The 26,466-nt window shown below is 70.6% G+C and carries 24 protein-coding genes; 11 read left to right on the top strand and 13 right to left on the bottom strand.

The window, feature by feature from the left end:
* The first annotated feature begins 92 nt into the window (after positions 1-92).
* Positions 93-743 (top strand): helix-turn-helix transcriptional regulator, encoded by a 651-nt coding sequence (locus BLQ63_RS19270; protein WP_245681021.1) that lies wholly within the window; start codon positions 93-95, stop codon positions 741-743.
* 13 nt (positions 744-756) lie between these two features.
* On the opposite strand, the gene BLQ63_RS19265 is transcribed toward BLQ63_RS19270, so the two are convergent.
* Positions 757-1,533, bottom strand: coding sequence for a hypothetical protein (locus tag BLQ63_RS19265; protein ID WP_091038916.1), 777 nt, complete (start codon positions 1,531-1,533; stop codon positions 757-759).
* 324 nt (positions 1,534-1,857) lie between these two features.
* On the opposite strand from BLQ63_RS19265, the gene BLQ63_RS19260 reads away from it, so the two are divergent.
* The 6 genes from BLQ63_RS19260 (at position 1,858) to BLQ63_RS19235 (ending at position 7,595) form a co-directional block, all read left to right on the top strand.
* The gene (locus BLQ63_RS19260; protein WP_091038914.1) at positions 1,858-2,418 is read left to right on the top strand and encodes a dihydrofolate reductase family protein; all 561 of its coding nucleotides are present in this window, start codon (positions 1,858-1,860) and stop codon (positions 2,416-2,418) included.
* A 44-nt stretch (positions 2,419-2,462) separates the two neighbouring features.
* Positions 2,463-3,299 (top strand): MBL fold metallo-hydrolase, encoded by an 837-nt coding sequence (locus BLQ63_RS19255; RefSeq protein ID WP_091038911.1) that lies wholly within the window; start codon positions 2,463-2,465, stop codon positions 3,297-3,299.
* Positions 3,300-3,462: 163 nt separating this feature from the next.
* The gene (locus BLQ63_RS19250) at positions 3,463-4,095 is read left to right on the top strand and encodes a dihydrofolate reductase family protein (RefSeq protein WP_091038909.1); all 633 of its coding nucleotides are present in this window, start codon (positions 3,463-3,465) and stop codon (positions 4,093-4,095) included.
* A gap of 124 nt (positions 4,096-4,219) precedes the next feature.
* Positions 4,220-4,948 (top strand): FadR/GntR family transcriptional regulator, encoded by a 729-nt coding sequence (locus BLQ63_RS19245; protein ID WP_091038907.1) that lies wholly within the window; start codon positions 4,220-4,222, stop codon positions 4,946-4,948.
* A 111-nt stretch (positions 4,949-5,059) separates the two neighbouring features.
* On the top strand, positions 5,060-6,070 hold the full coding sequence (locus tag BLQ63_RS19240) for a LacI family DNA-binding transcriptional regulator (protein WP_091038904.1): 1,011 nt from the start codon (positions 5,060-5,062) through the stop codon (positions 6,068-6,070).
* A 202-nt stretch (positions 6,071-6,272) separates the two neighbouring features.
* Positions 6,273-7,595, top strand: a complete 1,323-nt coding sequence (locus BLQ63_RS19235; protein ID WP_091038902.1) for an L-fuconate dehydratase — start codon at positions 6,273-6,275, stop codon at positions 7,593-7,595.
* 45 nt (positions 7,596-7,640) lie between these two features.
* Here the strand turns inward: BLQ63_RS19235 and BLQ63_RS19230 are convergent, their stop codons facing one another.
* The 6 genes from BLQ63_RS19230 to BLQ63_RS19205 all read right to left on the bottom strand — a co-directional run bounded on the left by BLQ63_RS19230 (position 7,641) and on the right by BLQ63_RS19205 (position 14,050).
* Positions 7,641-8,630: a LacI family DNA-binding transcriptional regulator gene (locus tag BLQ63_RS19230; protein ID WP_091038900.1), complete on the bottom strand. Its 990-nt coding sequence runs from the start codon at positions 8,628-8,630 to the stop codon at positions 7,641-7,643.
* Positions 8,631-8,679: 49 nt separating this feature from the next.
* Positions 8,680-9,630, bottom strand: coding sequence for a glycoside hydrolase family 43 protein (locus BLQ63_RS19225; RefSeq protein ID WP_091038897.1), 951 nt, complete (start codon positions 9,628-9,630; stop codon positions 8,680-8,682).
* An 80-nt stretch (positions 9,631-9,710) separates the two neighbouring features.
* Positions 9,711-11,366 (bottom strand): extracellular solute-binding protein, encoded by a 1,656-nt coding sequence (locus BLQ63_RS19220; RefSeq protein ID WP_177155015.1) that lies wholly within the window; start codon positions 11,364-11,366, stop codon positions 9,711-9,713.
* A 64-nt stretch (positions 11,367-11,430) separates the two neighbouring features.
* On the bottom strand, positions 11,431-12,384 hold the full coding sequence (locus BLQ63_RS19215) for a carbohydrate ABC transporter permease (protein ID WP_143014997.1): 954 nt from the start codon (positions 12,382-12,384) through the stop codon (positions 11,431-11,433).
* A 14-nt stretch (positions 12,385-12,398) separates the two neighbouring features.
* On the bottom strand, positions 12,399-13,340 hold the full coding sequence (locus tag BLQ63_RS19210; protein WP_218125362.1) for an ABC transporter permease: 942 nt from the start codon (positions 13,338-13,340) through the stop codon (positions 12,399-12,401).
* A 281-nt stretch (positions 13,341-13,621) separates the two neighbouring features.
* On the bottom strand, positions 13,622-14,050 hold the full coding sequence (locus BLQ63_RS19205) for a tautomerase family protein (RefSeq protein ID WP_091038892.1): 429 nt from the start codon (positions 14,048-14,050) through the stop codon (positions 13,622-13,624).
* Between the two features lie 90 nt (positions 14,051-14,140).
* On the opposite strand from BLQ63_RS19205, the gene BLQ63_RS19200 reads away from it, so the two are divergent.
* Positions 14,141-14,770, top strand: coding sequence for a TetR/AcrR family transcriptional regulator (locus BLQ63_RS19200; RefSeq protein WP_091038890.1), 630 nt, complete (start codon positions 14,141-14,143; stop codon positions 14,768-14,770).
* On the opposite strand, the gene BLQ63_RS19195 is transcribed toward BLQ63_RS19200, so the two are convergent.
* The 3 genes from BLQ63_RS19195 to BLQ63_RS19185 form a co-directional block, all read right to left on the bottom strand.
* On the bottom strand, positions 14,703-15,386 hold the full coding sequence (locus BLQ63_RS19195) for a MerR family transcriptional regulator (RefSeq protein WP_091038888.1): 684 nt from the start codon (positions 15,384-15,386) through the stop codon (positions 14,703-14,705). The two genes, BLQ63_RS19200 and BLQ63_RS19195, sit on opposite strands and share 68 nt — an antisense overlap.
* A 40-nt stretch (positions 15,387-15,426) precedes the next feature.
* Positions 15,427-15,882: a hypothetical protein gene (locus tag BLQ63_RS19190; RefSeq protein WP_143014996.1), complete on the bottom strand. Its 456-nt coding sequence runs from the start codon at positions 15,880-15,882 to the stop codon at positions 15,427-15,429.
* A 97-nt stretch (positions 15,883-15,979) separates the two neighbouring features.
* The gene (locus BLQ63_RS19185) at positions 15,980-16,861 is read right to left on the bottom strand and encodes an AraC family transcriptional regulator (RefSeq protein ID WP_091038883.1); all 882 of its coding nucleotides are present in this window, start codon (positions 16,859-16,861) and stop codon (positions 15,980-15,982) included.
* 184 nt (positions 16,862-17,045) lie between these two features.
* Between BLQ63_RS19185 and BLQ63_RS19180 the strand changes: the two genes are divergently transcribed.
* The gene (locus BLQ63_RS19180) at positions 17,046-17,804 is read left to right on the top strand and encodes an SDR family NAD(P)-dependent oxidoreductase (RefSeq protein ID WP_091038880.1); all 759 of its coding nucleotides are present in this window, start codon (positions 17,046-17,048) and stop codon (positions 17,802-17,804) included.
* A 92-nt stretch (positions 17,805-17,896) separates the two neighbouring features.
* On the opposite strand, the gene BLQ63_RS19175 is transcribed toward BLQ63_RS19180, so the two are convergent.
* The gene (locus BLQ63_RS19175) at positions 17,897-18,841 is read right to left on the bottom strand and encodes an NAD-dependent epimerase/dehydratase family protein (protein WP_091038878.1); all 945 of its coding nucleotides are present in this window, start codon (positions 18,839-18,841) and stop codon (positions 17,897-17,899) included.
* A gap of 176 nt (positions 18,842-19,017) precedes the next feature.
* On the opposite strand from BLQ63_RS19175, the gene BLQ63_RS29670 reads away from it, so the two are divergent.
* A complete protein-coding gene (locus BLQ63_RS29670; protein WP_091038876.1) occupies positions 19,018-21,777 on the top strand; it encodes an AfsR/SARP family transcriptional regulator in 2,760 nt (919 codons plus the stop codon).
* A gap of 88 nt (positions 21,778-21,865) precedes the next feature.
* A complete protein-coding gene (locus BLQ63_RS19165; protein WP_091038873.1) occupies positions 21,866-22,297 on the top strand; it encodes a hypothetical protein in 432 nt (143 codons plus the stop codon).
* Between the two features lie 43 nt (positions 22,298-22,340).
* Here the strand turns inward: BLQ63_RS19165 and BLQ63_RS19160 are convergent, their stop codons facing one another.
* On the bottom strand, positions 22,341-24,398 hold the full coding sequence (locus BLQ63_RS19160; protein WP_218125361.1) for a glycoside hydrolase family 36 protein: 2,058 nt from the start codon (positions 24,396-24,398) through the stop codon (positions 22,341-22,343).
* Positions 24,395-26,466 (bottom strand): glycoside hydrolase family 2 TIM barrel-domain containing protein (locus BLQ63_RS19155; protein WP_091038871.1); only part of this gene is annotated, 2,072 nt, incomplete at its 5' end. The genes BLQ63_RS19160 and BLQ63_RS19155, both read right to left, overlap by 4 nt.

The following is a 26,466-nucleotide window of genomic DNA, read 5'->3' as shown; positions in this document are numbered from 1 at the left end:
CACCGCATCCGTGGCACCGCAACATCACCGACGCGTTCCGCGCGTCATCAGACGACAGGATCCGCCTTGCCTCCAGCACCTCCGCACACCGAATGCACTCGTACGAGGAAGGACTGGTCGCGGTGAGGACGATGATCGTCGGACTGTCCACCGAGGCGGCGCGGGACCGGATCGGCGCCTGCGCCGAGTTCATGGGCGTGTCGCGATCGGTCGCGACGGTCGCCGACCTGCCGCAGCTGCTGGAGGCCCACCGGCGGTCCCCCGCCGACCTCGTCGTGGCCGACCTCGCGTTCATCGGCACCGATCCGGTCGTGTTCACCGACGCCGTGCACGCCCATTGCGAGTACACCGAGGTGGTGCTCACCGGCCCGATCTCGCCGTTCACGGCCTCCCGGGCGATCGCGTCCGGGATCGGGGCGCTGATCTGCGGTCCCGGCTCGGAGCCCGATCAGCTCACCGCGTCGGTCGCGCGCTCGATCATCCTCACGTTTCCCGGTGCGGTCCGCGCCGCCGCGGCGATCCCGCTGCAGGCGAGTCGGGCGCGCGGTGACCGGCTCTCCGCCAGGGAGGTCCAGGTGCTGCGGGCCATGAGCGAGGGGAAGTCGAATTCGCAGATCGCCACGGAGCTGTTCCTGTCGATCGACACCGTCAAGTGCCATGCCAAGCGCCTGTTCCGCAAGCTCGGCGTCCACGACCGCGCCCACGCGGTCGCCGAAGCCCTCCGCTCACGCCTCATCTGCTGACGCGGGCGCCGCGCTACTTCTCGAACATCCTCGCGCCGAACCAGTCCAGGCGCGGTCGCCAGCCGTGGTCGCGCAGGACGGTGAACACCGGGACCTTGGCGTCGCCCGGCTTGATCATGACCGCGCCCTCCCAGGAGGTGCGGGGTCCGGCCGGACCGGTGACGGTGACCTGGCCGTCGGCGCCCTCGACGAAGCTCGCCGACGTGCCGTGGGAGGTCTTGCCCTTCTGCCAGGTCCAGTTGCCGTACGCCGTCGCGCCCGTGGGCCCGGCCGCCGCCTTCACGGACGCCTGACCCGAGTGCTCGATGAACTTGTACGTCCCCGCGGAGGGGTCGAGGTCGACCTCCATGCGCCACGCGTAGGCCCGCGACCCGCGCACGAAGAGGGTCTGCCAGCGCAGTTCCTGCTGCTTCCACTGCACGTCGACGCGCACGCCGTCGGGGGTGCGCGCGGCGTCGATCCGGTAGGGCAGCCCGTCGCCGTTCATTCCGGTCAGGGCGGCGACCACCTGGTCCACCGGTGCCGGGGCGCCGGGGCCGCGGGCCGAGCCGGCGGGGGCCTGGGCGCGTTCGTGTTCGGCGAGGGCGCGCCGTCCGCGCTGGACGGTGTAGAGGCCGCGCAGCATCGCCGCGATGAGGGTGACGACGAGGAGGGTGATGCCGAGCGCCACTCGTCCGCTGAGGATCGCGAGGATGCCGCCGATCATCAGGGCGCTGCCCGCGACGAAGACGACGCGCCGGCTGACCACGGCGAATCGATCGCCGTTCGACGGTCCCTGCCCGCCGCTCACCGGTCCGCCGTCTCGATGCGGTCCCGCACGGCCGGAGCGGTCGGCCGGAACCACTGTTCCAGTCCCTTGCCGGCCTTGTGCCTTCGCTTCGCGATCATTGACATCGGGTCGAGTCCCTCAGGTTTGCGGCGGTTCGGTCCCGAAGGCCGCGGACTTGCTCGTCTCGGGCCTTCGCCGACCTCATTATGGCGGTGGGCAGCGCTGCTCACAAGGCGGCCTACCGGCGGGACACCGGCGGGATTCGGCGATGAGTTTCGGGATGCCGTCTCGTCCCCACTCGTAGCGGGTGCTTTCGCGCCGGCGCGAGAAGCGAAGGAGCCCCTGATGATCGACGTCGAACCGCAGAAGGCCGAAGGCAAGGTCTTGTTCCACTTCACCATGTCCCTGGACGGCTTCGTGGCGGGGCCGGACCACGCCATGGACTGGATGACCGGGTTCACCGGTCGCGACGGTGTGGAAGAGGAGTACATCGCGACCACCGGCGCGGTCCTGGGCGGCCGGGACGGCTGGGACCTCGACCCGACCGCCAGGCCCTACAGCGCGGCATGGGACGGCCCGATCTTCGTCCTCACCCACCACCCCGAAGACGCCGCGCCCGCCGACGGCGCCACGTTCCTCGACTGCGACGTGGCCGAGGTGGTGCGCATCGGATTGGAGGCGGCCGCCGGCAAGAACCTCGAGATCCTCTCGCCGACCATCGGGCGTCAACTGCTCGAACTGGGTCTGATCGACGAGATCGACCTGCACATCGCACCGGTGCTGCTCGGCGACGGCATCCGGGTGTTCGACAATCCCGGAGGGCGGCCGATCCGGCTCCGGCACGCGCAAGGTCCGGCGCCCGTCGCCGAAGTGGACGTCCGCTACCGTCCCGTCGCAGCGGCGTAGCGCATGAATCCAGGCGAACGGAATTGGTACCGGGGAGGTGTCCGATGCTGACTCAGGTGGCGGAAGGTGTACTGGTCCATCAGAGCGGGCTGCTCGAGAACAATGCCGTTGTGGTGCAGGGCCGCAGCGGGGTGCTGTTGGTCGATCCCGGGCTGACGGAGTCCGAGATGGCCTGCCTCGCGGGCGACCTCCGCGAGTCGGGCCGCAGCGTCGCGGCGGGCTTCGCGACGCATCCCGATTGGGATCACGTGCTCTGGCACCCCGAGTTCGGCGAGGCGCCCCGGTACGGCACCGCACGCTGCGCGGCTTTCATGCGGGAGGTGCGGTCGGACGCGGACTGGAGGGCCCGTGTCGCCGAGGGACTGCCGCCGGAGATCGCCGATGAGACGCCGCTGGACCTGTTCGGCCTCATCACCGGCCTGCCCGCAGGAACGAGGCAGATCCCATGGGAGGGGCCGCAAGTGCAGGTCATCGAGCATCCGGCGCATGCGCCGGGCCATGCGGCGCTGCTCATCGGGGAACGCGGGGTGCTCGTGGCCGGCGACATGCTCTCTGACGTCCTGGTGCCCAACCTCGACCAGTTGAACGACTCCAATGATCCGATCGAGGAGTACCTCGTCGGGCTGCGGCTGCTCGAGGAGGCGGCGGGCGGCGTCGAGGTCGTCGTGCCCGGCCACGGGTCGGTCGGCGGGGCCGATGAGCTGCGCGCACGGATCGAGCTGGATCGGGCGTACGTACTGGCCCTGCGGGAGGGCCGCGTTCCCGCCGACCCGCGAGTGGGCCCGACGGCCAAGCCCGGCTGGGAGTGGGTCGGCGACATCTCCGTCGAACAGGTCCGGCGCCTCGCCGAACGACACCGGCGCGGCGGCACCCCCGACTAGCGATCGGCAGCGCCTCGCACCGGTCGCGGCGGTGCGACCGGCATGGGACGGCCCCACCCGGGGTACGGGCCGGACCCGGCGAGGCGCCCTCGCTGCGGGCCGGTCCGCGCGGTGGGTCTCGCGGGTCGGATACTGGACGGAACCGGAAGAGGGAGCATCGGCCATGTCACTCGCACGTGTTCACAACTTCTCGATCTCACTGGACGGCTTCGGCACCGGTGAGGGCACGAGCCGCGAAGCGTACTTCGGACATGCCGGGGAGCGGCTGCACGAATGGATGTTCGCGACCCGGTGGTGGGAGGCCGGCGGCACCGGCGGGGTCGACGACGCCTTCGTCCGCCAGCACGACCCGGGCATCGGCGCCGAGATCATGGGGGCCGGGAAGTTCGGCTTCCCCGGTTGGCACGAGGACCCGGAATGGCAGGGCGCGTGGGGTTCCAACCCGCCGTTCCATTCGCCGGTCTTCGTCCTGACCCATCACGTGCGCCCGCCGATCGAGATGGAGGGCGGCACGACCTTCCACTTCCTCGACGCGACTCCCGCCGAGGCGCTGGAGGCCGCCCGCGAGGCGGCCGGCGGGAAGGACGTCCGCATCGGCGGCGGTGCCACCGTGGTCCGCGACTTCCTCGCCGCCGGGCTCATCGACTTCATGCACGTGGCCGTGGTCCCGATCCTGCTCGGCCGGGGCGTGCGCCTCTGGGACGGGCTCGAAGGTCTCGAAGGGCGGTTCAAGATCGAGGCGACCTCGTCGCCCGGCAATGTCACGCATTTGACGTTCACTCGCGCGAGCGAGTGAGGCGTTGCAATCCGGGCCCCGCGCTTCGGCACGGCCCGGGCCGGAGCGACGCCCGGCGTACTCGTGCCGGAAGAGTCGCGCCGGTGCTCGCGGGGCGGGGATCGCTTCGGACATACTTGCTGGCATGACCCGCACCGACGATGTCGTGAACGGCATCAAGCGCATGATCCTCAGCGGCGAGCTGCACCCCGGCCAGCGGCTGCCGGTCGAGAGGGAGCTCGCCGAGACCCTCGGCGTCTCGCGGGGCTCCCTGCGCGAAGGCGTCCGGGCGCTCTCGATCCTGGGCGTCCTCAACACCCGGCAGGGCGACGGAACCTATGTCACCGCCCTTGACCTCTCCCGGCTCCTGGCGCCGATGGGCTTCGTGGTCGACCTCCAGGGCGAGGGGCAGGCGCGGGACGTCCACGCGATCCGGCGGCTGCTCGAATGCGAGGCGGCCCGGCTCGCCGCCCCCCTCATCAGCGAGGACGCCTTGGCGGAGGCCGCGAAGCTGCTCGACGAGGCCAGGGCGATCCTCGATTCGAGCCCCGACGAGCACGAGCGGATCATCGAGATCGACATCGCCTTCCACCGCATCATCGCCGAGCACTCGGGCAACCCGGTGCTGGCGGGCATGATCGAGGCGCTGGCCAGCCGCACCGTGCGCGAACGCCTCTGGCGGAGCCTGCGCCAGGAGAGCGCGGACCGCCGCACCCACGAGGAGCACATGGCCATCCTGCGGGCACTGCGGGCGCACCACCCCGAGTCGGCCCGGATCCGCATGGCCAACCACCTTCTGGGCGTGGAGGAGTCGCTGCCCGACACGCCCGACGACGACGCGCTCTCGCTCGACCCGCCGCCGGAGTCGGACTGACCGCCGGAGGCGCTGCGGGGATTCGCGGGCCCGCGCTGCGAGCGCGACGCGCAACACTGCGAATGCGCAATCGATTGCTCGCATCCTGTCGGCATGGGCGATACTTGTCGAATGGCGAAACTCAGTGACGTGGCCGCTCGGGCCGGGGTGTCGGTGTCGGCGGTCTCCAGGGTCCTCTCGGGCGACCCGGCCGCACGCCTGAGCGAAGCGACGCGCAAGCGGGTCCGCAAGGCGGCCTTGGAGGTCGGCTACCAGCCGAACTTCGCCGGGCGCGCCCTCAAACTCGCGCGCACCGACGTCATCGCGCTCGTCGTGCCCGACGTGACCAATGCGCTGTTCACCGAGCTCACCCGCGGCGTGGAGGACGAGGCCGTCGCCCGCGGCTGCGTCATGCTCCTCGCCCGCAGCGAGGACATGCAGCCGGGCGGGACGATGTTCGACCGCCTCCTCGGCGAGGGCCGGGTCGACGGGATCGTGCTCCAGCCCAGGGACGGCGCCGACCCGGCGGCGCTCGCCGACGCCCTCGGCGAACGGTCGCCGGTGGTCACGATCCACCAGATCCTCCCCGGCGCCAGCTCGGTCGTCGTGCCGGACGCGCTCGCCGCCCGGCAGGCCACCGAGCATCTGATCGCCTTGGGGCACGAGCGGATCGGGTTCGCGGGAGGCCTCGCCTCCTCCCCCACCGCGCGGCGGCGCGCCGACGGCTACCGCGAGGCGCTGCGCGCGGCGGGCCTGCGGGAGGACCCGGGGCTGATGGCCTGGCGCGGCTACCAGGAGTCCGACGGGCGCGCCGCCGCGGCCGAACTGCTCGCCCGGCGCGAAGCGCCGTCGGCGGTCGTCGTCGCGAACGTCAACGCGGCGGTCGGCGTGCTCGCCCAGGCCAGGGCCCAGGGCCTGGACGTACCCGCTCTTCTGTCGGTGGTCGCGATCCACGACGCGTGGACCGCCGAGCACACCTGGCCGCCGCTCACCTGCGTGCGCATGCCGCTCTACGAACTCGGGCGGACCGCGGTCGACGCGCTGGCGAACGCGGTCCTCGGCGGACCGGTCGAGCACCGCTCGGTCGACTCGCCGGCGCCGACCCTCATCGAACGGTCCTCAACGGCGCCTCCGCGGCGCTGACCGGTCCGCGGCGGCCCGGGCGGGACTTGCGGCGGCCGGGTAGGAACGCTATCGTCGTCTATGATCAATCGTTTGCGCAACCGGAGGCCTCCGTGAACTCCCGACGACGAATCCGCCGGCCCTCGGCGCAAGGGCGCCCCGTCCCGCTCCGGGACGCCGCGGCGGGCGCCACCGACCCCACCGCCTGAGCCAAGGAGTCCCCATGCCCTTCATCGACGCCGTCGAGGCGCACGACATCCGCTTCCCCACCTCCCTGAGCATGGACGGATCGGACGCGATGAACAAGGACGGCGACTACTCCGCCGCCTATATCGTCCTGCGCACCGAGGACCCCGAACTGAGCGGGTTCGGCTTCACCTTCACCATCGGCCGCGGCAACGACATCGTCACCGCCACCGCGCTCCAGCGCGCCGTCCAGCTCATCGGCCGCGACGTCGACACGGTCGTGAACGACCCCGGCGCGCTCTACCGCGAGCTCCAGTCCGACTCGCAGATGCGCTGGCTCGGCCCGGAGAAGGGCGTCGTCCACATCGCCCTCGCCGCGGTCATGAACGCCGTCTGGGACCTCGCCGCCCGCGCCGCGCGCAAACCCCTGTGGCGGCTGCTGTGCGACATGACCCCCGAGCAGCTCGTGGACGCCGCCGACCTGCGCTACCTCTCCGACGCCCTCACACGCGAGGAGGCGCTGGCGATCCTGCGGGCCCAGGAGCCCGGCCGCGCCGGTCGCGTCGCGGAGCTCGAGGCGCGCGGCGGCTACCCCTGCTACACCACCAGCGCCGGGTGGCTCGGCTACAGCGACGACAAGCTGCGCCGCCTCCTCCAGGAGGCCGTGGACTCCGGATACCGGCACGTCAAGCTCAAGGTCGGTGCGGATCTGCCCGAGGACCGGCGGCGCCTGGCGATCGCCCGTGAGGTCATCGGCTGGGACGCGAAGCTCATGATCGACGCCAACCAGGTCTGGGACGTGCCCGAGGCCATCGAGTGGGTCGGCGCGCTCGCCGAGTTCAAACCGCACTGGATCGAGGAGCCCACGAGCCCCGACGACATCCTCGGCCACGCCGCGATCCGCCGCGCGGTCGCGCCGATCGGCGTCGCCACCGGCGAGCACGGCATGAACCGCGTCCTGTTCAAGCAGCTCCTGCAGGCCGAGGCGATCGACTACCTGCAATTGGACTCGGCGCGTCTGGCGAGCGTCAACGAGATCATCGCCGTCTACCTGCTCGCGGCGAAGTTCGGCGTCCCGGTCTGCCCGCACGCCGGCGGCGTGGGCCTGTGCGAACTCGTGCAGCACCTGTCGGTCTTCGACTTCGTCGCGGTCTCGGCCAGTCTGGACGACCGCGTCACCGAGTACGTGGACCACCTCCACGAGCACTTCACCGACCCGTGCGACGTGAGGGACGGCAACTATGTCCTGCCGGCGAAGCCCGGCTACTCGGCCGAGATGCACCAGACGTCGATCGACCGGTACTCGTTCCCCGACGGGGGCTACTGGTCGAGCCGGACGCGGTCCGACGCCGAAGACTGACGACGAGCGGCCCCGGCACGTCGCCGGGGCCGCTCGCTCGGGATCTCAGGCGGACGCCCTCCACAGGATCTTGGAGCGGACCTTGCGGTGGATCGGGTCGAGCCCGGCGAACTCGGCCCTCGCGAGGATCTCCGCGATGTCCAGCGTGTTCGCGGCCAGGCCGCGGCTGTCGAGGGCGATCGACGTCAGCGGCGGGTTGACGGCCTCCCCCAGGGCCAGGCCGTCGATGCCGACGATGCGGACCGCCCCGGGGACGTCGATGCCGCGGGCGCGGGCGTGCTGCACCGCGCCCAGCGCCATGAGGTCGTTGAACACCAGGACGGCGTCGACGTCCGGGTGCGCCTCCAGCAGCTCGCCGAACGCCCGTCCTCCCCCGGCGATGCTCTCCTCGCCCACGGCGGCGCCGACGAACTGCTCGCCGGCCTCCCGCTCGAACCACCGCCGCTTCGGCGTCGGCACGTAGGAGCCGCGGGTGCGGCGCAGATATCCGGAGTCGACCATGCCGAACCGCCGGGCGCCGCGCTCGCGGAGCGCGGCGACCATCTCCACGATGCCCGACTCGATGTCCAGCTCGACCGAGTGGGCGCCGGGCAGGGGGCTCTCGGCCTCGAGGTACACGATCGGCAGGCCGCCGGCGGCCCCGCGCGGTTCGGCGCCGGCATCGCCGACGTGCATGACCACGACGTCGACGTGTGAGGACAGCATGACCAGCACCGGGTCCATGTCGTCCTGCGCGGCCGCCATCATCACCTGCCAGCCGCGCTCGCCGGCGACCGCGAGCACGCTGGCCGCGATGTCGGTGTAGTACGGATTGTCGAAGGACGCCACCACCAGCCCGAGCGCGTGCTGCTTCTGCCTGGTGACCAGGTTGCGGGCGAAGCGGCTCGGGCGGTAGCCCAGGCGTTCGGCGGCGTCCAGGACCCGGCGGCGGGTCGAATCCTTGATGTCGTCCATGCCGTTCATCGCACGCGTCACGGTCTGGCGTGACACGCCGGCCTCGGCCGCGACGTCGAGGATGGTCACACGTTTGCCCACTCGGCCGCTCCTGACTCGTATCCGCTCATGACTTCGACTCCCCCGGCCTTCACGGCCAGGCCGTTTCGAGCCGTTCGCATTCCTCGGCGGTGACCGCCAGGACCACGCCGTGGCAGGGGTCCTCGGGAAGCCGGTACCCGCTCGCGGGGGTCCATTCGCCGCCGGCGAGGTCGGTCGTCTCGAACGGCACGTAGCGGCGGTCGGGGGTGAACTCGTCGATCCACAGGAACCACCTGTCCTCGGTGTTCGACTTGTACACCAGCGGTCCCTCGCCCTGGGCGATCGGGCCCAGGCCGATGCCCTCGGCCAGCGGTGCCCAGTCGGCGGCGCTCAGGGAGGCGGCGGTCTCGGAGTAGACCGTCTTGCCCAGCGGCGCTTCACGGTCGCGGCTGCGCTCGTCTTTGAGGAAGCGGTAGTAGACGCCCTCGTGTTCGATGACGGTGGCGTCGATCGTGTGCCACCCCCGATCGATCCACACGTGGGGTTCGGAGAACTCGCGGAAGTCGCGGGTGGTCGCGTACATGATCCGGTGGTGGCTCTCGCCCTCGTGTCCGGGATCGGTGTAGAGCGTCGAGGACCAGTGGACGACGTAGGCCTCCCTTTCGGGATCCCAGATCGACTCGGGGGCCCACGCGTCGCCGGCTTCGGGCGGTGCGACCTCCACGAGCCGGCCCTCGCTCCAGTCCACCAGGTCGCTCGACTCCCACACCATGATCGACCGGCTGCCGCGGCGCTGGTGCCGGTCCCAGTCGAGGCTCTTGTGAAGGCACAGGTCGGTGGCGACCATGTAGAACCGGTCGCCGTCCGGGGAGCGGACGAGGTGCGGGTCGCGGACGCCGCACTCGCCCATGGTGGAGCGCAGGACCGGCTCGCCGCCGTTGAGGTCGTGGAAGCGCAGGGGGTCGTCGCCGTCGCTGAGGGCGAAGTGGATCTGCTCGCCGTCGAACCCTTCGCGCTTGAAATGCGCGTAGAGGTAGCCGGCGTACTCGGGTTCGGACACGGATCTCCTCGATTGGCGTGGTGGTGGCGGGCCGCCTCCTCGTCCTGACCCGGAGGCGGCCCGCCCGTTCGTGAAGGGGACTACTTCGAGGCGTCCCAGGCCTCTTGGTAGATCTCGACGTAGCGGTCGGCGCCGAGTTCGGTGAGGTTCTGCTGGAACTCGGCCCAGTCCTCGTCGCTCTCGATGTCGCGGACACCGGTGACGAACTCCGCGCTCGCCTGGACGACGAAGTTCTCCACGTTGGTCTGGATCGTGGCGAGCTCCGTCGCGGTCTCGCCGGTGACGTCGACCTCCCAGTACGGGAACAGCTCGTCGGACTCGTGGCCCTCGTAGAGCTCGGTGGCTTCGAAGAAGCGGCGCTCGTAGCCTTCGGGCGTGTCGACGTCGGTCGCGGTGACCTGGCTGTTGCGGAACTCCGCGTCGCTGAAGAACTGCGCGATCGGACCCCAGGAGTTCGTCAAGGTCTCCTCGGTGGGAACCCTGACGACCTCGAAGTTCGGCTCAAGGGTCTCGTCGAGGGCCACGTCGCCCTCTTCGGGCCTGACCCAGTTGACGCCCTCGACGCCGAACTCGCCTTGGAGGTGGCCCTCGTAGGAGACCATGAAGTCCAGGATCTGCATGAGCTTCTGCTGCTTGGCCTCACTGGAGCGGTTCGTGATGACGAAGGTCGCGCCGGGTGCGGCGCCCGCGCCGCCGCCGCTCCAGAACGCGTTGCTGCCGGCCGGCCCGGTCAGCGGCGGGACCGCCTCATACTGCGTGTAGCGATCCTCCTGGGCGAGGGGGACGAACCACGGGTGCATGATGCCGACCGCTCCGAGGATCACGCCCTCCGCGCTGCCGCCCTTGGCGATGAGCGCCTCACCGTTCTGCGTGAAGGTGCCCTCGTCGATCAGCCCGTCCTCGTACAGGGAGGTTGCGTAGGCGATCCCGTCGCGCCATTCGTCGCGGGTCGGCTGGAGGGTCACCTTCCCGTCCACGGCACCGAGCGAGGCCGGGGTCACGCCCTCCGCGTTCGAGTACATCTCCGCGGTGTAGACGAACGGGTTCAGCAGGTACGTCAGGAGCGAGACGCCGCCCGCCCCGGACAGGGGGATCTCGTCGGCTTCGCCGTTCCCGTTGGGGTCCTGGGTCTTGAACGCCTCCAGCACCGTCCGCAGCTCTTCGGGCGTGGTGGGCTGCTCCAGGCCCAGCGTGTCCAGCCAGGCGGAGTTCATCCACAGTTTCGAAGGGTACGAGCAGTGGTAGCAGTCGTTCCAGGCGGGAATCCCCCAGATCTTCCCGTCAGCGGAGGTCGCCAGCTCCTTGAAGCCGGGCTCCTTCTCGAAGGCGGCGGTGAGGTTCGGGGTGTCCTCGCCGATGAGGTCGTCGAGCGGCAGGATCACGCCCTGGCCGCCGAGCTTCACCAGCTCGTCGCCGCTGAACTGGTCGACCCACGGGATGAGCATGTACGCGTCCGGGTAGTCGCCGCTGGCGAGGGAGATCTGCCGCTTCTCCGCGGCCGCGGTCCCGTCCCAGGTGGTCGTCTCGAACTGGAGGTCGACGTCGAACTTCTCTTCGATCACCTTCGTGAAGGCGTTGTCCTCCAGGTCCTGTCCCTGTCCGGTGTCCTGGGGGGCGAAGATGGTGATCACGTCGTCCGGAGTGGTCTCCGGTTCCGAAGAGCACGCGGCGAACGCGCCGGCGGACACGGCGAGTGCCGCTCCGGCCGCTGCCGCTCGGGTGAATCTGCTGGTCATCGTTGACTGCCTTTCGATGAGGAGTTGACGGGTGTCGAGGGATGAGATCGAAGCGCGCATGCCGCTAGCCCTTCACGGAGCCGAGCATCACGCCCTTGGTGAAGTGCCGGGCCACGAACGGGTAGACGAGCAGGACCGGCACGGTGGAGACCACGATGAGCGAGAACTTCATGAGGTCTGCCATCTGCTGGGCCGCCAGCTGGTCGGCGATGTTCGTCCCCCCGCTGTTGTTGACGATCAGGATGTCGCGCAGCACCAGTTGCAGGGGATAGAGATCCTCGCTGCGCAGGTAGATCAGGGCGCTGAAGTACGAGTTCCACTGCCCGATGCCGTACATGAGCGCGATGACCGCCAGGAGCGGCTTCGACAGCGGCAGCACGATCGACCACAGGAAGCGGAGGTCGGAGGCGCCGTCGAGCTGGGCCGCCTCGTACAGCTCCCCCGGGATGGAGGAGCGGAAGAAGGTCATGGCGATGAGCACCTGCCAGGCGGCGATCGCGGCGGGGAGGATGATCGCCCAGCGGGTGTCGAGGAGGCCGAGCGCCCGCACGACCATGTAGGTCGGGATCAGGCCGCCCGAGAACAGCATCGTGAACAGGACGCCGCCGATGAGCACGCGGCGGCCCACGAGTTCGGTGCGCGAGAGCGGGTAGGCGATCATCACCGTGAGGGTGACGCTGACGAGCGTGCCGACGACGGCGTAGAACACCGAGTTGGCGAATCCCGTGAGGACGGCCTCATTGGCGAGCACCGCTTCGTACCCGATGAGCGTGAAGTCCACCGGCCACAGGAACACCCGCCCGCCCGACACGGCCGCGGGGCTGGAGAACGAGCTGGCCACGATGTTGGCCAGCGGGATGAGGATGATGAGCAGGAACGTTGTCAGGAGGGCGTAGACGCCGATCATGAAGATCCGGTCCACGCGGGTGTCCTGCACATGGGCGGCGCGGCGGCGCTTCGGCTTGCGGCGCTTGGCCTTCGGCTCGGTCGCCGAGGGGGTCGCGGTCGTGAGTGTCATTGCATGCGCTCCCTTCACCACAGTCCGTTGCCGGTCACGCGCTTGGAGACGGTGTTGACGGCCAGGAGCAGGATGAGATTGATGACGGAGTTGAACAGCCCGACCGCGGTCGCGAGGCTGAAGTCGGCGCTGAGCAGACCGATCTTGTACGTGTAGGTCGCGATGATCTCCGAGGTGGAGAGGTTGAGGGGGTTCTGGAGCAGGAACGCCTTCTCGAAGCCGATCGCCATGACGCTGCCGACGCTGAGGACCATCACCACCACGACCGTGGGGGCGATGCCGGGCAGGTCGACGTGCCAGATCTTCTGGAGGCGGCTGGCCCCGTCGAGCCGGGCGGCCTCGTACAGGCTCGGGTCGACGCCGGCGAGCGCGGCCATGTAGATGATCGCCGAGTACCCGGCGGTCTGCCAGACGTCGCTCCAGACGTAGACGCTCCTGAAGGCGTCGGGGTCGGCGAGGAGGTTCGAGTTCATCCCGAAGAAGCCGAGTGCGTCGGACATGAAGCCGATCCGGGGCGAGAAGATCAGGATGAGCATCGAGACGACGATGACCGTGGAGAGGAAGTACGGCGCGTACGTGACCATCTGGACGGTGCGCTTGAAGAAGCGCGCGCGGACCTCGTTGAGGGCCAGGGCGAGGATGATCGGGATGGGGAACCCGGCCAGGAAGCCGTAGAGGCTCAGCATCAGGGTGTTGCGGATGAGGTCCCAGGCGACGGGGTTGGCGAAGAACCGCTCGAAGTGATCGAACCCGGCCCAGGGGCTGCCCCAGATCCCGGCGACCACGTTGTAGTCCTTGAACGCGATCACGTTGTTCGCCATCGGGATGTACTGGAAGACGACGAAGTAGGCGACGGGGAGGATGAGCAGCACGTAGAGCTGCCAGTGCCGGCGGAGGTTCCGTCGGCGCGTCCTTCTCCTGCGTTCGCGGACGGTGGTCGCGGCCCGTGATTCCACCGCCGCGGTCACCGTTCCGGTCCCGTCGTCTTGTGTGCCAGAAGGCGGCACTCCCCGTTCAAGACATTCACGCTCGCTCCTTCGCGATCCAACTTCGTGAATGTTCACGGTAAATCCAGGATCCAGCGCAGTCAATGCTCAGAGCGAGAAAAGATCAGATCTTTACATCAGAACCGCCTACGTTCTGTTGCCACATCCGTACTTATTCCTATTTTTCCTCCCAGTTGTCGCACCTGCCTAGACATTGGTCCTATCTTTCTGGTGTGCCGCGACCGATGGATTCAGCCGCCGGCCTGCTCCTTCGCCAGGGCCACGATGTCGGCGAATCGGTAGATGTCGCCGCCCACGCCCCAGGTGCCGTCGGGCTGCTCGCGGATCTGGACCCAGACGCGCATCGCGTCGGCGGCGTCGAGTCCGGCGGCTTCGAGGACGATCCGGGTGGTCTCCTCGACCAGACCGGCCTTGCGCCGTTCGGACAGGGACCCTTGGGGAACCGTGACCTCCACCAGGTAGCGCGGGGCGTCGTCCTCGGCGGTGGTCTGCGCACCTCCGGGCAGTTCGATGAGGTAGCTCCAGGCCTGGGAGCGGAAGAACGCGTTCTCGGGCGCCCGCTCCCATCGCAGCAGTGCGGCGGCCAGGTCCTTCTGGACCGTGGCGCGGCCGCCGTCGCTGAGCGATCCCGCCGGGGCGGTGAGTCGGATCATCGGCATTGATGGCCCCTTCCATGGGTTATAACGACTGTAATAGAACGTGGTGGCGGTAGGCTATCACGAGTGTCATAACCATGGAAGGGGATCGATGTGGCAGCGTCGAAGGCGCCCTCGCGCGAGCGGATCGTGGCCGGTGCGGCCGACCTGATCAGCAGGCGCGGCTTGAACGCCGCGAGCATCCGCGAACTCGCCAAGCACGCGGACGCGCCCCTGGGCTCGACCTATCACTATTTCCCCCAAGGGAAGCGGCAGGTCGCCACCGAGGCCGTCCAGTACGCCGGCGAGGCCGTGGCCCGACTCCTGCAACGAGAACTCGCGGCCGGTCCGGTCGCCGGGCTCCGGGCCTTCCTGGGCCTGTGGCGCGGCGTCGTCGTCAAGACCGGCTACCGGGCCGGGTGCCCCGTGCTCGCGGTCGCGGTCGAGGAGCCCGCCGACGAAGCGGCCCCGCCCGAACTCCTCGCGGCCGCGACGGTCTTCGAGGACTGGGAGCGGCTGCTCGCCGAGTCCCTTCGCGGGCACGGGGCCGAACCCGACGAGGCGGTGGAGCTCGCGGCCCTCATCGTGGCCGCCGTCGAAGGCGCCGTTGCCATGTGCCGCGCCAAACGCAGCATCACGCCCCTCGACCGGGTCGCACGCCGGCTCGAAGCGGCGATCACCGACGCGCTCCCCTCAGACCAGGCTTCACCGGGGTCGACGGCCTTAATTCCTTGGGTTCCTTGAGGATTCGGGTGGCGACGTCCTCTTGGGCCAGTCTCCGGACCGCGGCGAGCATGGCGTCGCCGAGCACGCCGATCGTGACGACGGCTTCGGCGCGGCCGTCGAGGTCGTCTCGCCGCATCACGAGGCCGACTTCCGCTTCGGCGAGTTCGTGTGCGGCGGCCGCATAGCGCTCCAGCAGGTCGACGACGTCGCCGTGGCCGAGCCGCCGGAGGCTGCGCACGGCGGCGGCGAGGGCCGCGCGGGACGGGTGCTGCTCGCGGACCTGCCAATCGAGCCGGTCCAGCAGGTCGCCGACCTCGACAAGCGCTTCGTCATCGGGAGCGGCAGCCTCCGCGGCGGACGTGTCCGCCAGCGCGTACTGCACGAGGCCGAGCGTCACGTACTCGTCGGCGCTCTTGCTCTGGAGGTGGTCGAAGAGCTTGGCGACGGCCGCGATCGGCATCTCCCCGACCTCGACCATGGCGCGGATGAGCGTGAGGCGGTGGACGTGCGTTTCGTCGTACGTCGCCTGATTCGGGCTGGTGAGGCGGCCGGCCGGGAGGATGCCCTCGCGGATGTAGTAGCGGATGGTGGGGATGGGCACCCCGGAGCGCTCGCTGAGCTCCGTCATTCGCATGCGCAGGTTCCTTTCTCCCGCCCGGATCGGCGAGTCCCGACTATACGAAGCGGCGGCGCCGCTCCACCGCGCGCCCGCCGCCGCGGTGCCGCCTCAGGCCGAGGGCCCACGTGCCCCGCGCCGTGCCCGCGATGATCAGGGCCAGTGCGAGGACGCAGAAGACGTCGAAGCCTTGGATGAAGGGGTCGGCCTGAGCTTGGGCCTGCGGGCGGGACACGGTGAGCACCAGGGCGGTGGTCTTCGCGACGATCACGCCGGCGGCGACGGGGATGCGGACGTCGGGGCGCGCCGCGGCCCAGACGAGGGCGGCCCCGGCGAGCGCCTGGAACACGCCGCGGTGCTGGAGCAGTGTCAGGAGCATCGGGTCGGGGTCGACGATGCCGTAACCGGATTCGAGCTGCCCGGGTTGGATCAGGGACAGCACCGGCACGGCGGTGAACAGGCCCATGGCGACCAGGGCGATGCGAGTGGCGAGTTCGATTGAGCGAGGGCTCACGGAGCCTCCTTGAAGGGTGAGAAATAGATAGTGTCACTTTACACTACACATAGCATGGCGCACTGAACCGAGTTCTGTCGCTGGATTTCCATGCCCGTTACTCCGCGCCGCGCATCCGGGCGGCGTCCTCGCTGGGAGGGACGCCGAAGAGGCGCCGGTACTCGCGGCTGAACTGCGAGACGCTGTCGTAGCCCACGGCGAGGCCGATGCGGGTGACGTCGTCGCTGCGCGTCGCCAGCAGCAGGCGGGCCTGGTGCAGGCGGATCTGCTTCTGGAACTGGATCGGGGTCATCGTGGTGACCGCCCGGAAGCTGCGGTGGAACGCCGAGGTGCTGAGCCGCGACATGCGGGCGAGATCCTCGACCCGGAGCCGTTCGGCGTAGTGGTCGCGAATCCACCGGGCGACCCGGCTGACGTGGGAGAGGCTGCTGTCGGCGAGGCCGAGCTGCCGGACGGCGGCGCCCTGGTCGCTGTTGATCAGCAGCCAGAGGATCTCGCGTTCGATCATCGGCGCCAGGACCGGGCGGTCGCGCGGGCGCTCCAGCAGCCGCACCATGCGGATCGCGGCGTCGATGAGTTCGTCCGAGGCGTCGCTGACGGTCAAACCGAGCGGAGCGCCGCGGTCGTCCCGGGGCGCGAGCGCGTCGGCGTGGTCCAGGAGCAGTTCGGCGATGACGGCGGGTCGCAGCGTCAGCCCGAACCCGACGGCGGGCCGGTCGCGGCTCGCCTCGACGAACTGGCCCGTGACCGGCAGGTCGACCGACGCCACCAGGTACTGGCCCTCGCGGTAGTCGAAGGCGCGGTCGCCCAGCACGATGCGCTTCGCGCCCTGCGCGATGAGCGCCAGGCAGGTGCCGGAGGGATGGGCGCTCGGCGGGGCCGCGACGGGCGCCACGGACAGGAGCACGCCGTCGATCAAGGTGGTGTCGTCGTCGCGCGCGTGGCGGATGATGAGGCCGCGCAGCTCTTCCAGGGACATGGGTCGATTCAAGCACCAGCTGCGGGAGCCGCCGATCGATCCTGCCGATCGAAGCAGGATCGTGCAAGACCTCGACACGATCGGCCTACGGGATCGGCGCCCGCGGCGCTTTGCTTGATCTGCACGGATTGCCGACAGATCCCCTGGCGGCAGCACAGTGATCGATCCATATCGGAGGAACATCATGCCCATCGCCATCGTCACCGGCGGCAGCTCCGGCATCGGGCGCAGCGCCGCCGTCCAGCTCGCCGAACGCGGCTGGGGCGTCATCGTCACCTACACCGGCAGCCGCGAACGCGGCCTCGAAACCGTTGCCGCGGTCGAGAAGGCGGGCACGCAGGCGGTCGCACTGCCGCTCGATCTCGGCCGCACCGAGGAGTTCCCGGAGTTCAAGCGGCAGGTGGTCGCCGCGCTCGCGGACACGTGGGGCGCCACGGGCGTCGCCGCGCTGGTGAACAACGGCGGCCGGGCGCGCATGGCGCCGTTCGCGGACACCACCGAGGAGCTGTTCGACGACTTGACGCGGGTCCTGCTCAAAGGCCCGTACTTCCTCACGCAGGCGTTCCTGCCGCTCATCGAGGACGGCGGCGCGATCGTCAACACCACGAGCAGCAGCGCGACGAGTTCCGAAGCGGCGCCCGGGTACTCGGTGTACGCCTCGCTCAAGGGCGGCCTGATCGTCCTGACCCGCTTCATGGCCAAGGAGTTCAGCGACCGCGGCATCCGGGTGAACGCGATCGCGCCCGGTCCGACGCGGACGAGGTTGGGCGACAACGCGTTCGAGCGGTTCCCCGAACTCGCCGCGCCGCTCGCGGACGACACCGCGCTCGGGCGCATCGGCGAACCGGACGACGTCGGCGCCGCGATCGCGGCGCTGTGCTCGGACGAGTCCCGGTGGATCACCGCCCAGAGCATCGAGGTCTCCGGAGGCTACAAGCTCTGAGAGGCGAGAGGTCCCCGCCGCGGCCGCCGGCGGGGACCGGCGGCACCGCGCTCACGGAGCCTCAGGCGAATCTGCCGCACTGTCCGGAATTCCTACCGGTCGGAGTCGCCCACCAGCCATCGGATCTCCTCGGCGAGGAGTTCGACGCCCTTGCCGACCGGCTCGTAGCCGAGTTCGAGCGCGGCGGTCGTATCCAGGACCATCGGGGTCTGCCACGGGTGGCGGCCCTGCTCGGAACCGTCTGGGACGCGTTCGATCCGCCCGTCCCAGGAGAGTTCGGCGGCGATGGCGCGCACGATCTCCTCGGCGGTCGGGGTGTCGGGGTCCGCGGCGTTCAGAATCCGGCTACCGGGACGGTCCGCGACCGTGTTGATCAGGGCCGCGGCATTCCGCGCCGCAGTGAGGTGATCGATCGTGTCCGCCTGTGCGAGCGCGATGCTCCGTTCGCCGCTGCGCATCCGGTCGATGATCGTCCTGGTCCGGGCGTTGCGGGCCCATCGCCCGTGCACCTTCGAGGGCCTGACGACGGTGACCGGGAGTCCTGATTCCAGGGCGGTCAGCTCGGCGGCGGCCTTGCAGGGACCGTAGCCTTCGCGGGTGAACGGGTCCGTGCCGTCCGGTGCGGGCGCCAGCGTCGGCGCCGCTTCACCGACGGGCCGATCGAACTGCGGCGGCTCGTCGCCGTTGAGGTGGCGCCCGGCGTCGTCGACGTAGACGGCCCGGCCCGATATCAGGACCGGGCACTGCACGGAGGACATGGCCGGCAGCAGGGCCCGCACGTCCTCGGCGGTGTAGGCCACGAGATCGACCAGCAGGTCGGCGCCGTCGCCGACGAGGCGTTCCACACCCCGGGCGTCGCTTCGCTCGAGCCGGTGGAAACGCACACCCGCCTCGGACATCGCCTTCGGCATTCGGGACCGGTCGCGGCCGGTCACCTCCACCCGCCATCCGGCTTCGGACAACAGCATCGCCGTCGCCCCGCCGATGGCGCCGGTCCCACCCAGCAGCACTGCGCGCACGTCAGCCTCCGAATCCATGAACGACTTGGCACTGTACGGGATCGTCGGAAGCGGTGTCGCGGGTCCCGGCGTCCCAGCGCTCTGGGAGCCGAGACGGCGCCGCATGAGGCCGACACGACCTGTGCACGAGCGCGGATCCCGATAGCCTGAGAGTCGACATTCCGTTGAGCGACAGAGCTTCTGGAGGAGTATCCGTGGAATTCCGCGTCCTCGGCCCCCTCGAGGTGCTGCACGACGGCGTCGAGGTGCCCCTGCGGGGCCCGTTGCAGCGGCGGGCGTTGGCGGTCCTGATCCTCGACGCCGGCCTGACCGTGCCGATGCATCGGTTCATCGCGGCCATGTGGGACGGCGAGCCGCCGGCGACCGCCCGCCGCCAGGTCCAGAACACCGTCGCCGCACTGCGCAGGGCCCTGGCGGCGGCGGACCCGATCGAACAAGCCGGCGACGGCTACCGGCTGCTGCACGCCCGGTCCGACCTGTCCCTGTTCAAAGCCGAAGTGGCCCAGGCTAAAAGCGCCTCGGATGCCGAGTCCGCCGCGCAGCTCCTGACCACGGCCCTGGAGCGCTGGCGCGGGCCGGTCCTCGCAGGACACGGCGGCGACCTGATCGCCTCCATCGGCGTCGGCCTGGAGGAGTCGCGGCTCGACGCCGCCGAAGCCCGCTTCGACGCGCTGCTGGCGCTCGGGCGCCACCGCGAGACCGTCGACGAACTCCGCGCCGCCGCGGCCGCGCACCCGCACCGCCAGCAGTTCACCGGCCGGCTCATGCTCGCGCTCTACCGCTGCGGCGACGCGGCGACGGCGCTGCGGGCCTATGAGGACCTGCGCGCCCGGCTCGCGGACGAACTCGGCATCGACCCCGACCGCACCCTGCGCGAGACGCACACCGCGATCCTCCGCGAAGACCCGGGCCTCGACCTCCACTCGGCCCCCGTTCCTCCTGCGACGCAGAGCGATTCGCGAATCTCCCCGGCGCTCCTGCCCGCCGCCCTCCCGGGCTTCACCGGCCGCGAAGTGGAACTCGACCGCCTCCGTGCGCTCGCCGAGGGCGACGCGAACCTGGTGGTCGTCGCGGGGACCGGGGGCATCGGCAAGACCACCCTGGCGGTCCACTGGGCCCGCAAGGCCGCCGACCGGTTCCCCGACGGGCAGCTGTACGCCGACCTTCAGGGCTTCGACCCGCACGGCGCCGCCGTCCGACCCGAAAGCGTGGTCCGCCGCTTCCTCGAGGCGTTCGGCATCCCCGCCGAGCGCCTCCCCGACTCCGTTGCGGCCCAACTCGACCTCTACCGGAACATGCTCGCGGACCGGCGCGTGCTGGTCGTCCTCGACAACGCCGAAGACGCCGCGCAGGTCCGTCCGCTCCTGCCCGGCGGCCCGGGGAACTTCACGCTCGCGACCAGTCGCAACCTCTTGACGGGCCTGGCCGTCACCGAGGGCGCCGATCTCGTCAAACTCGACGTGCTCGACCGGGAACAGGCGACACTGATGCTGGAACAGCGCGTCGGCGCCGCGCGGGTCGCCGCCGAACCCGATGCGGTGCAACGGATCATCGCGGTGTGCGGCGGGCTCCCTCTGGCGCTGGCGATCCTCGCCACGCGCGCGGCGACGCAGCCGCGGTTCCCGCTCGGGCACTTCGCCGACCAACTCGACGGCGTCGAGGACGGCCTCGGAGCGTTCGCGGAGGACGACCCGCTCACCGACGTCAGAGCGGTCTTCTCCTGGTCGATCGCCTCGCTCGGCGACGAGGCCGCGAGACTGTTCCGGCTCCTCGGACTGCACCCCGGCCCGCACTGCACGCTCGCGGCGGCGGCCAGCCTGGCGGGACGGCCGATCGCCGCGGTGCGACCGCTGCTCTCCCGACTCCTCGCGGCGAGCCTGATCGGCGAGCCGCTTCCCGACCGCTACACCGTGCACGACCTCCTGCGCGTCTACGCCGGAGAGCTCGCCGCCGAAAACCCCGAGGAGGCGGCGGAGGCGACCGGGCGGATGCTCGACCACTACCTCCGCTCAGGCTGCGTCGCAGCGGAACTGGTCACACCGCGGGGCCGCGTGCCCGACCTCGGCCGCGTCCCGCCCGGCGTCCTCGTCGTCCCGTTCCCCGATCGCCCCGCGGCGCTCGCATGGCTCGCCGCCGAGTACCCGGTCGTGCTCAACCTCATCGAGCAGAGCGCCGACGACGCCGCCTGGAACCTGGCGTGGACGACCGTCACGTACCTCAACAATCGGGCCCGGCGCCTGGAGATCATTCGCACCCAGCGACGAGCGCTCTCGGCCGCCGAACGGCTGCGCGACGTCTCGAAGCAGCTGTACTCGCACCGGATGATCGCGAACCAGTCGATCTACACCGGGGACACCGACGCGTCCGAGGAGCACCTGGGGCGGGCCCTGGCGCTCTGCGAAGCGGCCGACGACCTCGACCGGGGGAACGTGAACCACCACTTCGCACTGTTCGTCCTCAACGTCAAGGCGGACTACGCGAAGGCCCTGGAACACGAACGCGTCGCGCTCGAGGCGTTCAAGGCGGCGGGCAGTGAACTCGGGCAGGCCGACGCGCGCAACGGGATCGGTCGGCTCCTGGCCCACCTCGACCTGCCCGAACGGCTCGACGAAGCCCTCGCCAGCTGCGAGGAGGCGATCGCGCTGCTCGAAGGGCTGGGCAACCAGGAGGCCCAGATCCAGGTCTGGGACAGCATCGCGTACATCCACCACCGGTCCGGGCGCACCGCCGAGGCGTTCGCGGTCTTCGAACGCGCCATCGCGATCGCGCGCTCCCTGAACGCCGTCACGAACGAGGCCGAGGTCTTCGTGAGCCTGGGACGGGTGTACGCCGACCTCGGGCGGACCGCGGAGGCACGGGCCTCCTGGGTGTGGGCGAGCGAGATCCTGGAGGCGAGCGAACCGTTCGGGGCGGCCAACATCCGGAAGATGATCGACGGCCTTCCGAACGCCTAGACGCCGGACGAGCCGCTCGTGCGGTTTCCGTGCAGGAATCGTGCCGCGGTGCCCCATCCTCGTCGGACATCATCAATGAGGAGGTTCCATGCGATCACTCGAACTGCGCGGCAACCGGAGACGGCTCCTGGCCGTCCTGACGGCGCTCGTCGCCATGGCGGGACTCTCGGGCGCGTTCGCCGCGCCGGCGCAGGCCGCGATCGGCAACTGCGTCCAGACGTCCGGAGCGAAGGTCTGCTTCGACCCGAACGGCGATCACCTGTACGTCTACGACACCGCCGCCGACGGGATGGCCGCGACGGGGTTCTGCACCTTCGGCCAGGGCTGGTTCCGCGCCGAGAACAACGGCAGCGCGGGTTCCCGACTGGACAGGGACCTGACCCTGTCCGACAGCACGCTCATCTGCTACGTCGCCACCGCGACCGAGCAGGACGAGATCATCCACCAGAGCATGGGCAGCGACTGGATCAGCGCGGGCAACGGCTCCAGAGGCGGGGACTGTCCCGAATTGACCTGGTGACCCGCGCCCGGGCCGCGGCTCCGATGCCGCGGCCCGGGCTCGGCTACAGCACGGCGAAGATCCGGGCGGCGGGGCCGGCCGGCACCTCGACGACCGGCGCGTCGCCGTCGGTGCGGATCGCCCACGGCGGCAGAGCGGCCGGGTAGACCTGTTCCAGCGTCCGCCCGCGCAGGCCCGGCAGCGCGATCGCCGCGGCCCCGCCGCGCGACCACAACGCCAGCAGCGACTCGGACCCGGCGTCCAGTTGCAGCGCGATCACGTCGTCGTCCCAGCCGGGGAGGCCGAGAGGCCAGGCCGGGTGCGATTCGGCGATGCGATGGCGCCGGTCCTTGTGGAGCGCGACGGCCTCGCGCACCAGCGCGGACTGCTCGGCGCCGAGCTCGCCGAGGAACCCGGAGAGGTAGATCCGCCCCATGACGCCCGCCGTCATCGCGAACGCCGTCTCCTCCAAGCTCATCGAGGCGGCCGGGTAGGCCCAGTTGCCGGCCTGCTCCGGGAGGACGCTCGCGGGCGCGGCGGCGGCGATCGGCGCGTACGCCCGGAAGTCCTGCTGGTCTGAGGTCGACTGCAGGTGCGCCACGGACAGGATGTTGTAGTCCATGCGCATGCCGCCGGAGCCGCAGTTCTCGAACAGCAGCTCCGGGTGCCGCGCCTGCGCGTCGCGCAGCCAGTCGCGCAGGGCCCGGGTGTGCCCCAGGAGTCCGGCCCCCGGCCCGGCGGCGTCCACATCGGTCCCCAGACCCGTGTTCGTGTTGTAGTCGAGCTTGAAGAACCCGATGCCGAACTCGTTCACGAGCCGGTCGACGGTCTCGTCCAGGTGCGCCCGCGCCGCCGGGTGCCGCAGGTCGAGCTGGAAGTGCCCGGCCTCGCTGACGCGCTCGCCGAAGCGCTGGAAGAACGCCTCGTCGGGAAGCCGCCGCGCCGCGGGCGACTCGACCCCCACGGCCTCGGGTTCCAGCCACAGGCCCGGGCGCATCCCGTTGGCGCGGATGGCGTCGATGACCGAGACCAGACCGCCGGTGAACCGCTCGGGCGCCTCGAACCAGTCGCCCGCGTTCGTCCACCAGCTGCCTTTCAAGGCGGCGAACCAACCGGCGTCGATGCAGAAGTACTCCGCGCCCGCCTCGGCCGCCGATTCGATGAGCGGCAGCAGCCGCTCCGTCGTCGGCCACCCCATGAGGGTGTTCATGAAGTCGTTGTAGACCACCGGAAGCCGCGCGTCGACCGCCCGCAGGCCGCGGATCGCGCGCCGGTAGCCGGTGAGGGCCGCGAACGCCGCGTCCCGGCCCCCGTCGGCCACGCACAGCCCGGCCGGCACGCTCGTGAACTCCTCGCCCGGGGCCAGGCGCGCGGCGAACTGGTGGTGCATGTCGGTCGCGCCGTGCACGCCGACGGTGACCGTCCCGCCGGTCAGCGCCGCCTCCCAGTGCCAGCCGGCGCTGGTCTCGACCTGCCAGGCCAGTGAGGGGCCGTCGGCGCTCGCGAGGACGCCGGTCGGCAGGAACGAACCGCTCGACCAGCTCCCGTGGCTGGTCAACGAGAACAGACCGCGCGAGTACTGGCCCCCGTGCAGCTCCGGGTGGATGTCGGGCAGCAGCTCGGCCAGCGGACGCTGATGCCAGCGCCCCTCGGCCAGCCATTCGCTTTCGCCCCAGAGCAGCTCGTGCCCGCCGTCGTCGGGGACGGCCACGAGCGCCGAGCTCACCGAGAGCAGCACGACCTCGCGCTCGGACGTGTTGCGCACGGTGTGCCTGATCTGGAGACCCGGCCCCGCGGCCCGGAACGCGCTCGTCACCTCGAGTCCGGTCTGCGGATCGTGTTGGCGCACGCGCAGCTCGTCGCCGAGCGATTCGTGCCCGGTGTAGCGGAGCCGTTGTCCGGCACCCGAATGCAGGAGGCTCTGGTTGTTGCGGGCGCGGTGCTCGCCGGGGGTGTACACGTCGACGATCGCCCAGGGCGCGGCTACTGAGGTCGCGTCGGGCCCGGTGGCCAGGCGCACGAGCCGCACGGGGCGGTCGTGGCCGTGGTCGAATCTCAGGTGGAGACCGGGGCGGGTCCACTCGAACGCCGGGTCCTCGTCGGGTCGGGCTGTCGATGTCACTGTCCGCTCCACTCTGGATGGATCGCTTCGAACCCGATCGTGAACGCGGTCGGCTGCGCCTCCAGCCGGTATTGCGGGAGGACGCCCGGGCCGCAGGAGGCCGAGCCCAGCCCGTGCAGGGCGGCGTCGAGATTGACGTAGAGCCGGTCGCGTTCGACGAGGTCGGTCGGGTGCTTCGCCGCGTCGAGGTCCTCACTCGTCCACGGCCGCACCGTGAGCGCGAAGCTCGGAGCGCCGAGGAAGCCGAGCGAGCGGCCTCCGCCGGAGAGGGTCGCCCGGCGAACGTCGATGCGGGAGCCGTTCTCCTGCGGGAACACGTAGGGCGTTTGGAGGCCGGCGACGGTGGACCGGAACCGGCCGATGCGCGCGGCGGCACGGGAGTCCGCGTAGGCCTCGCCGGGGCCGCCGCCGAACCATTCGACCTGGTCGAGGAGGGTGGGCACCGCCAGGCGCAGGCCGAGCCGCGGGATCGGCACGTCCCACTCGCCGTGCGGTGTCACCTCGACGGTGAGCCAGAGGCGCCCGGGTGCCGTCGCGTCGGTGCACCAGCGGTAGACGGCGTCGATCGACTTGTCGGCGCCGGCGGCGCCGACCCGGGTGGCGACCACGAGCTCGCCCGAGGCCGCTTCGACGGCGAGGGTCTTGTGCTCCAGCCGGTCCAGCGCCAGGCCGCGGCCGCGCCACTTGGTGGCCAGGTCGGTGTGGCCCCAGGCGACCCGGTCGTTGTCGGCCGGTGCCCGCCACAGGTCCAGGCGGGGGCCCGCCAGTTCGATGCCGCCCAAGGCGGTCAGGCGCCCGAAGGCGTCGAACACGGCCGGACCGAGGGCGCGGCCGTCGGCAGTGGTCTCGGGAGCGGCGCCCGGTCCGGTCGGGAGCGGCGCCACCGGCACCGAGATCGGGGCCTGGCCCCAAGAGATCTCGAGTCCGGCTGCGGCCCAGTCGGTGTCGGCGGCGAGATGAGCGCTCACGGTCAGCCATCGCTCGCCCTCGGCGTCCGACACGGCCGCCTTGCGCAGTTCGTCGGGCCAGGGCACGGACGCCGAGGCTCCGGCCGCGGTGGTCGGCATGTCGAGCGCGCCGTTTGCGACCGGCTCGCCGTCGTCCTCGATGCGCCAGGTGAATCGCAGGTGCGCGGTGTCGGCGAAGTCGTACCCGTTCGCGACCGTGACGGTCGCGGCCTGCGGGTCGATGCGAATTTGGACCGGTTCGACGACCTTCTTGTACTCGATCAGACCCGGAGAAGGGGTGCGGTCGGGGAAGACCAGGCCGTCGGCGACGAAGTTGCCGTCGTGGATCGGCTCGCCGAAGTCGCCGCCGTAGGCGAACCACTCGCGCCCATCCTCGGCGCGGCGGCGCACGCCGTGGTCGATCCACTCCCATACGAATCCGCCTTGGAGGCGCGGATACTGCTCGAACAGTCGCTGGTACTCGCTCAGGCCGCCGGGGCCGTTGCCCATGGCGTGGGCGTATTCGCAGAGGATGAACGGGAGGCTGCGGCGGTGCTCGTCGAGCGCCGGGTCCTCGCACGGGTCCTCCTCGCGGCGGCCGATGCGTTCGAGTTCGGCCGGTTCGACGTACATCCGGCTGACGACGTCCACGTATTTCGCGTCGAGGTCGCATTCGTAGTGGATCGGGCGCCCCGCATCGCGTTCCTTGGCCCAGGCGGCCATCGCTTCGAGGTTCTCGCCTTCGCGGCATTCGTTGCCGAGGGACCACATGATGACGCTCGGATGGTTCTTGTCGCGTTCGACCATGCGCGCCATGCGGTCGAGGCACGCCTCACGCCAGGCGGGGTCCTTCGCCGGATTCTCCCGGAGACTGAGGAAATCGAAGCCGTGTGTTTCGAGGTCGCATTCGTCGATGACCCAGACGCCGAGCTCGTCGCACAGGTCCAGGAAGCGCCGATCCGGCGGATAGTGGCTGGTACGCACGGCATTGACGTTGTGCCGCTTCATGAGTTCGAGGTCGCGGCGCATCGTCTCGACCGACAGGGTGCGGCCGGTGTCAGGGTCCCACTCGTGACGGTTGACCCCGCGAAAGAGAATGCGTCGGCCGTTGACCTTGAGCA

The organism is Glycomyces harbinensis (assembly GCF_900101745.1).
Classification (GTDB): Bacteria; Actinomycetota; Actinomycetes; order Mycobacteriales; family Micromonosporaceae; genus Glycomyces; species Glycomyces harbinensis.
This window is presented reverse-complemented; position numbering and strand designations above follow the sequence as displayed.

Excerpts from the sequence above, each read along its gene's own strand:
- BLQ63_RS19250 (WP_091038909.1), top strand. The coding sequence starts at position 3,463 with ATGTCACTCGCACGTGTTCACAACTTCTCGATCTCACTGGACGGCTTC.
- BLQ63_RS19245 (WP_091038907.1), top strand. The coding sequence starts at position 4,220 with ATGACCCGCACCGACGATGTCGTGAACGGCATCAAGCGCATGATCCTC.
- BLQ63_RS19270 (WP_245681021.1), top strand. The coding sequence starts at position 93 with ATGCACTCGTACGAGGAAGGACTGGTCGCGGTGAGGACGATGATCGTC.
- BLQ63_RS19195 (WP_091038888.1), bottom strand. The coding sequence starts at position 15,386 with ATGCGAATGACGGAGCTCAGCGAGCGCTCCGGGGTGCCCATCCCCACC.
- BLQ63_RS19165 (WP_091038873.1), top strand. The coding sequence starts at position 21,866 with ATGCGATCACTCGAACTGCGCGGCAACCGGAGACGGCTCCTGGCCGTC.
- BLQ63_RS19235 (WP_091038902.1), top strand. The coding sequence starts at position 6,273 with ATGCCCTTCATCGACGCCGTCGAGGCGCACGACATCCGCTTCCCCACC.
- BLQ63_RS19215 (WP_143014997.1), bottom strand. The coding sequence starts at position 12,384 with ATGACACTCACGACCGCGACCCCCTCGGCGACCGAGCCGAAGGCCAAG.
- BLQ63_RS19205 (WP_091038892.1), bottom strand. The coding sequence starts at position 14,050 with ATGCCGATGATCCGACTCACCGCCCCGGCGGGATCGCTCAGCGACGGC.
- BLQ63_RS19255 (WP_091038911.1), top strand. The coding sequence starts at position 2,463 with ATGCTGACTCAGGTGGCGGAAGGTGTACTGGTCCATCAGAGCGGGCTG.
- BLQ63_RS19260 (WP_091038914.1), top strand. The coding sequence starts at position 1,858 with ATGATCGACGTCGAACCGCAGAAGGCCGAAGGCAAGGTCTTGTTCCAC.
- BLQ63_RS19185 (WP_091038883.1), bottom strand. The coding sequence starts at position 16,861 with ATGTCCCTGGAAGAGCTGCGCGGCCTCATCATCCGCCACGCGCGCGAC.
- BLQ63_RS19240 (WP_091038904.1), top strand. The coding sequence starts at position 5,060 with ATGGCGAAACTCAGTGACGTGGCCGCTCGGGCCGGGGTGTCGGTGTCG.
- BLQ63_RS19220 (WP_177155015.1), bottom strand. The coding sequence starts at position 11,366 with ATGACCAGCAGATTCACCCGAGCGGCAGCGGCCGGAGCGGCACTCGCC.
- BLQ63_RS19175 (WP_091038878.1), bottom strand. The coding sequence starts at position 18,841 with ATGGATTCGGAGGCTGACGTGCGCGCAGTGCTGCTGGGTGGGACCGGC.
- BLQ63_RS19180 (WP_091038880.1), top strand. The coding sequence starts at position 17,046 with ATGCCCATCGCCATCGTCACCGGCGGCAGCTCCGGCATCGGGCGCAGC.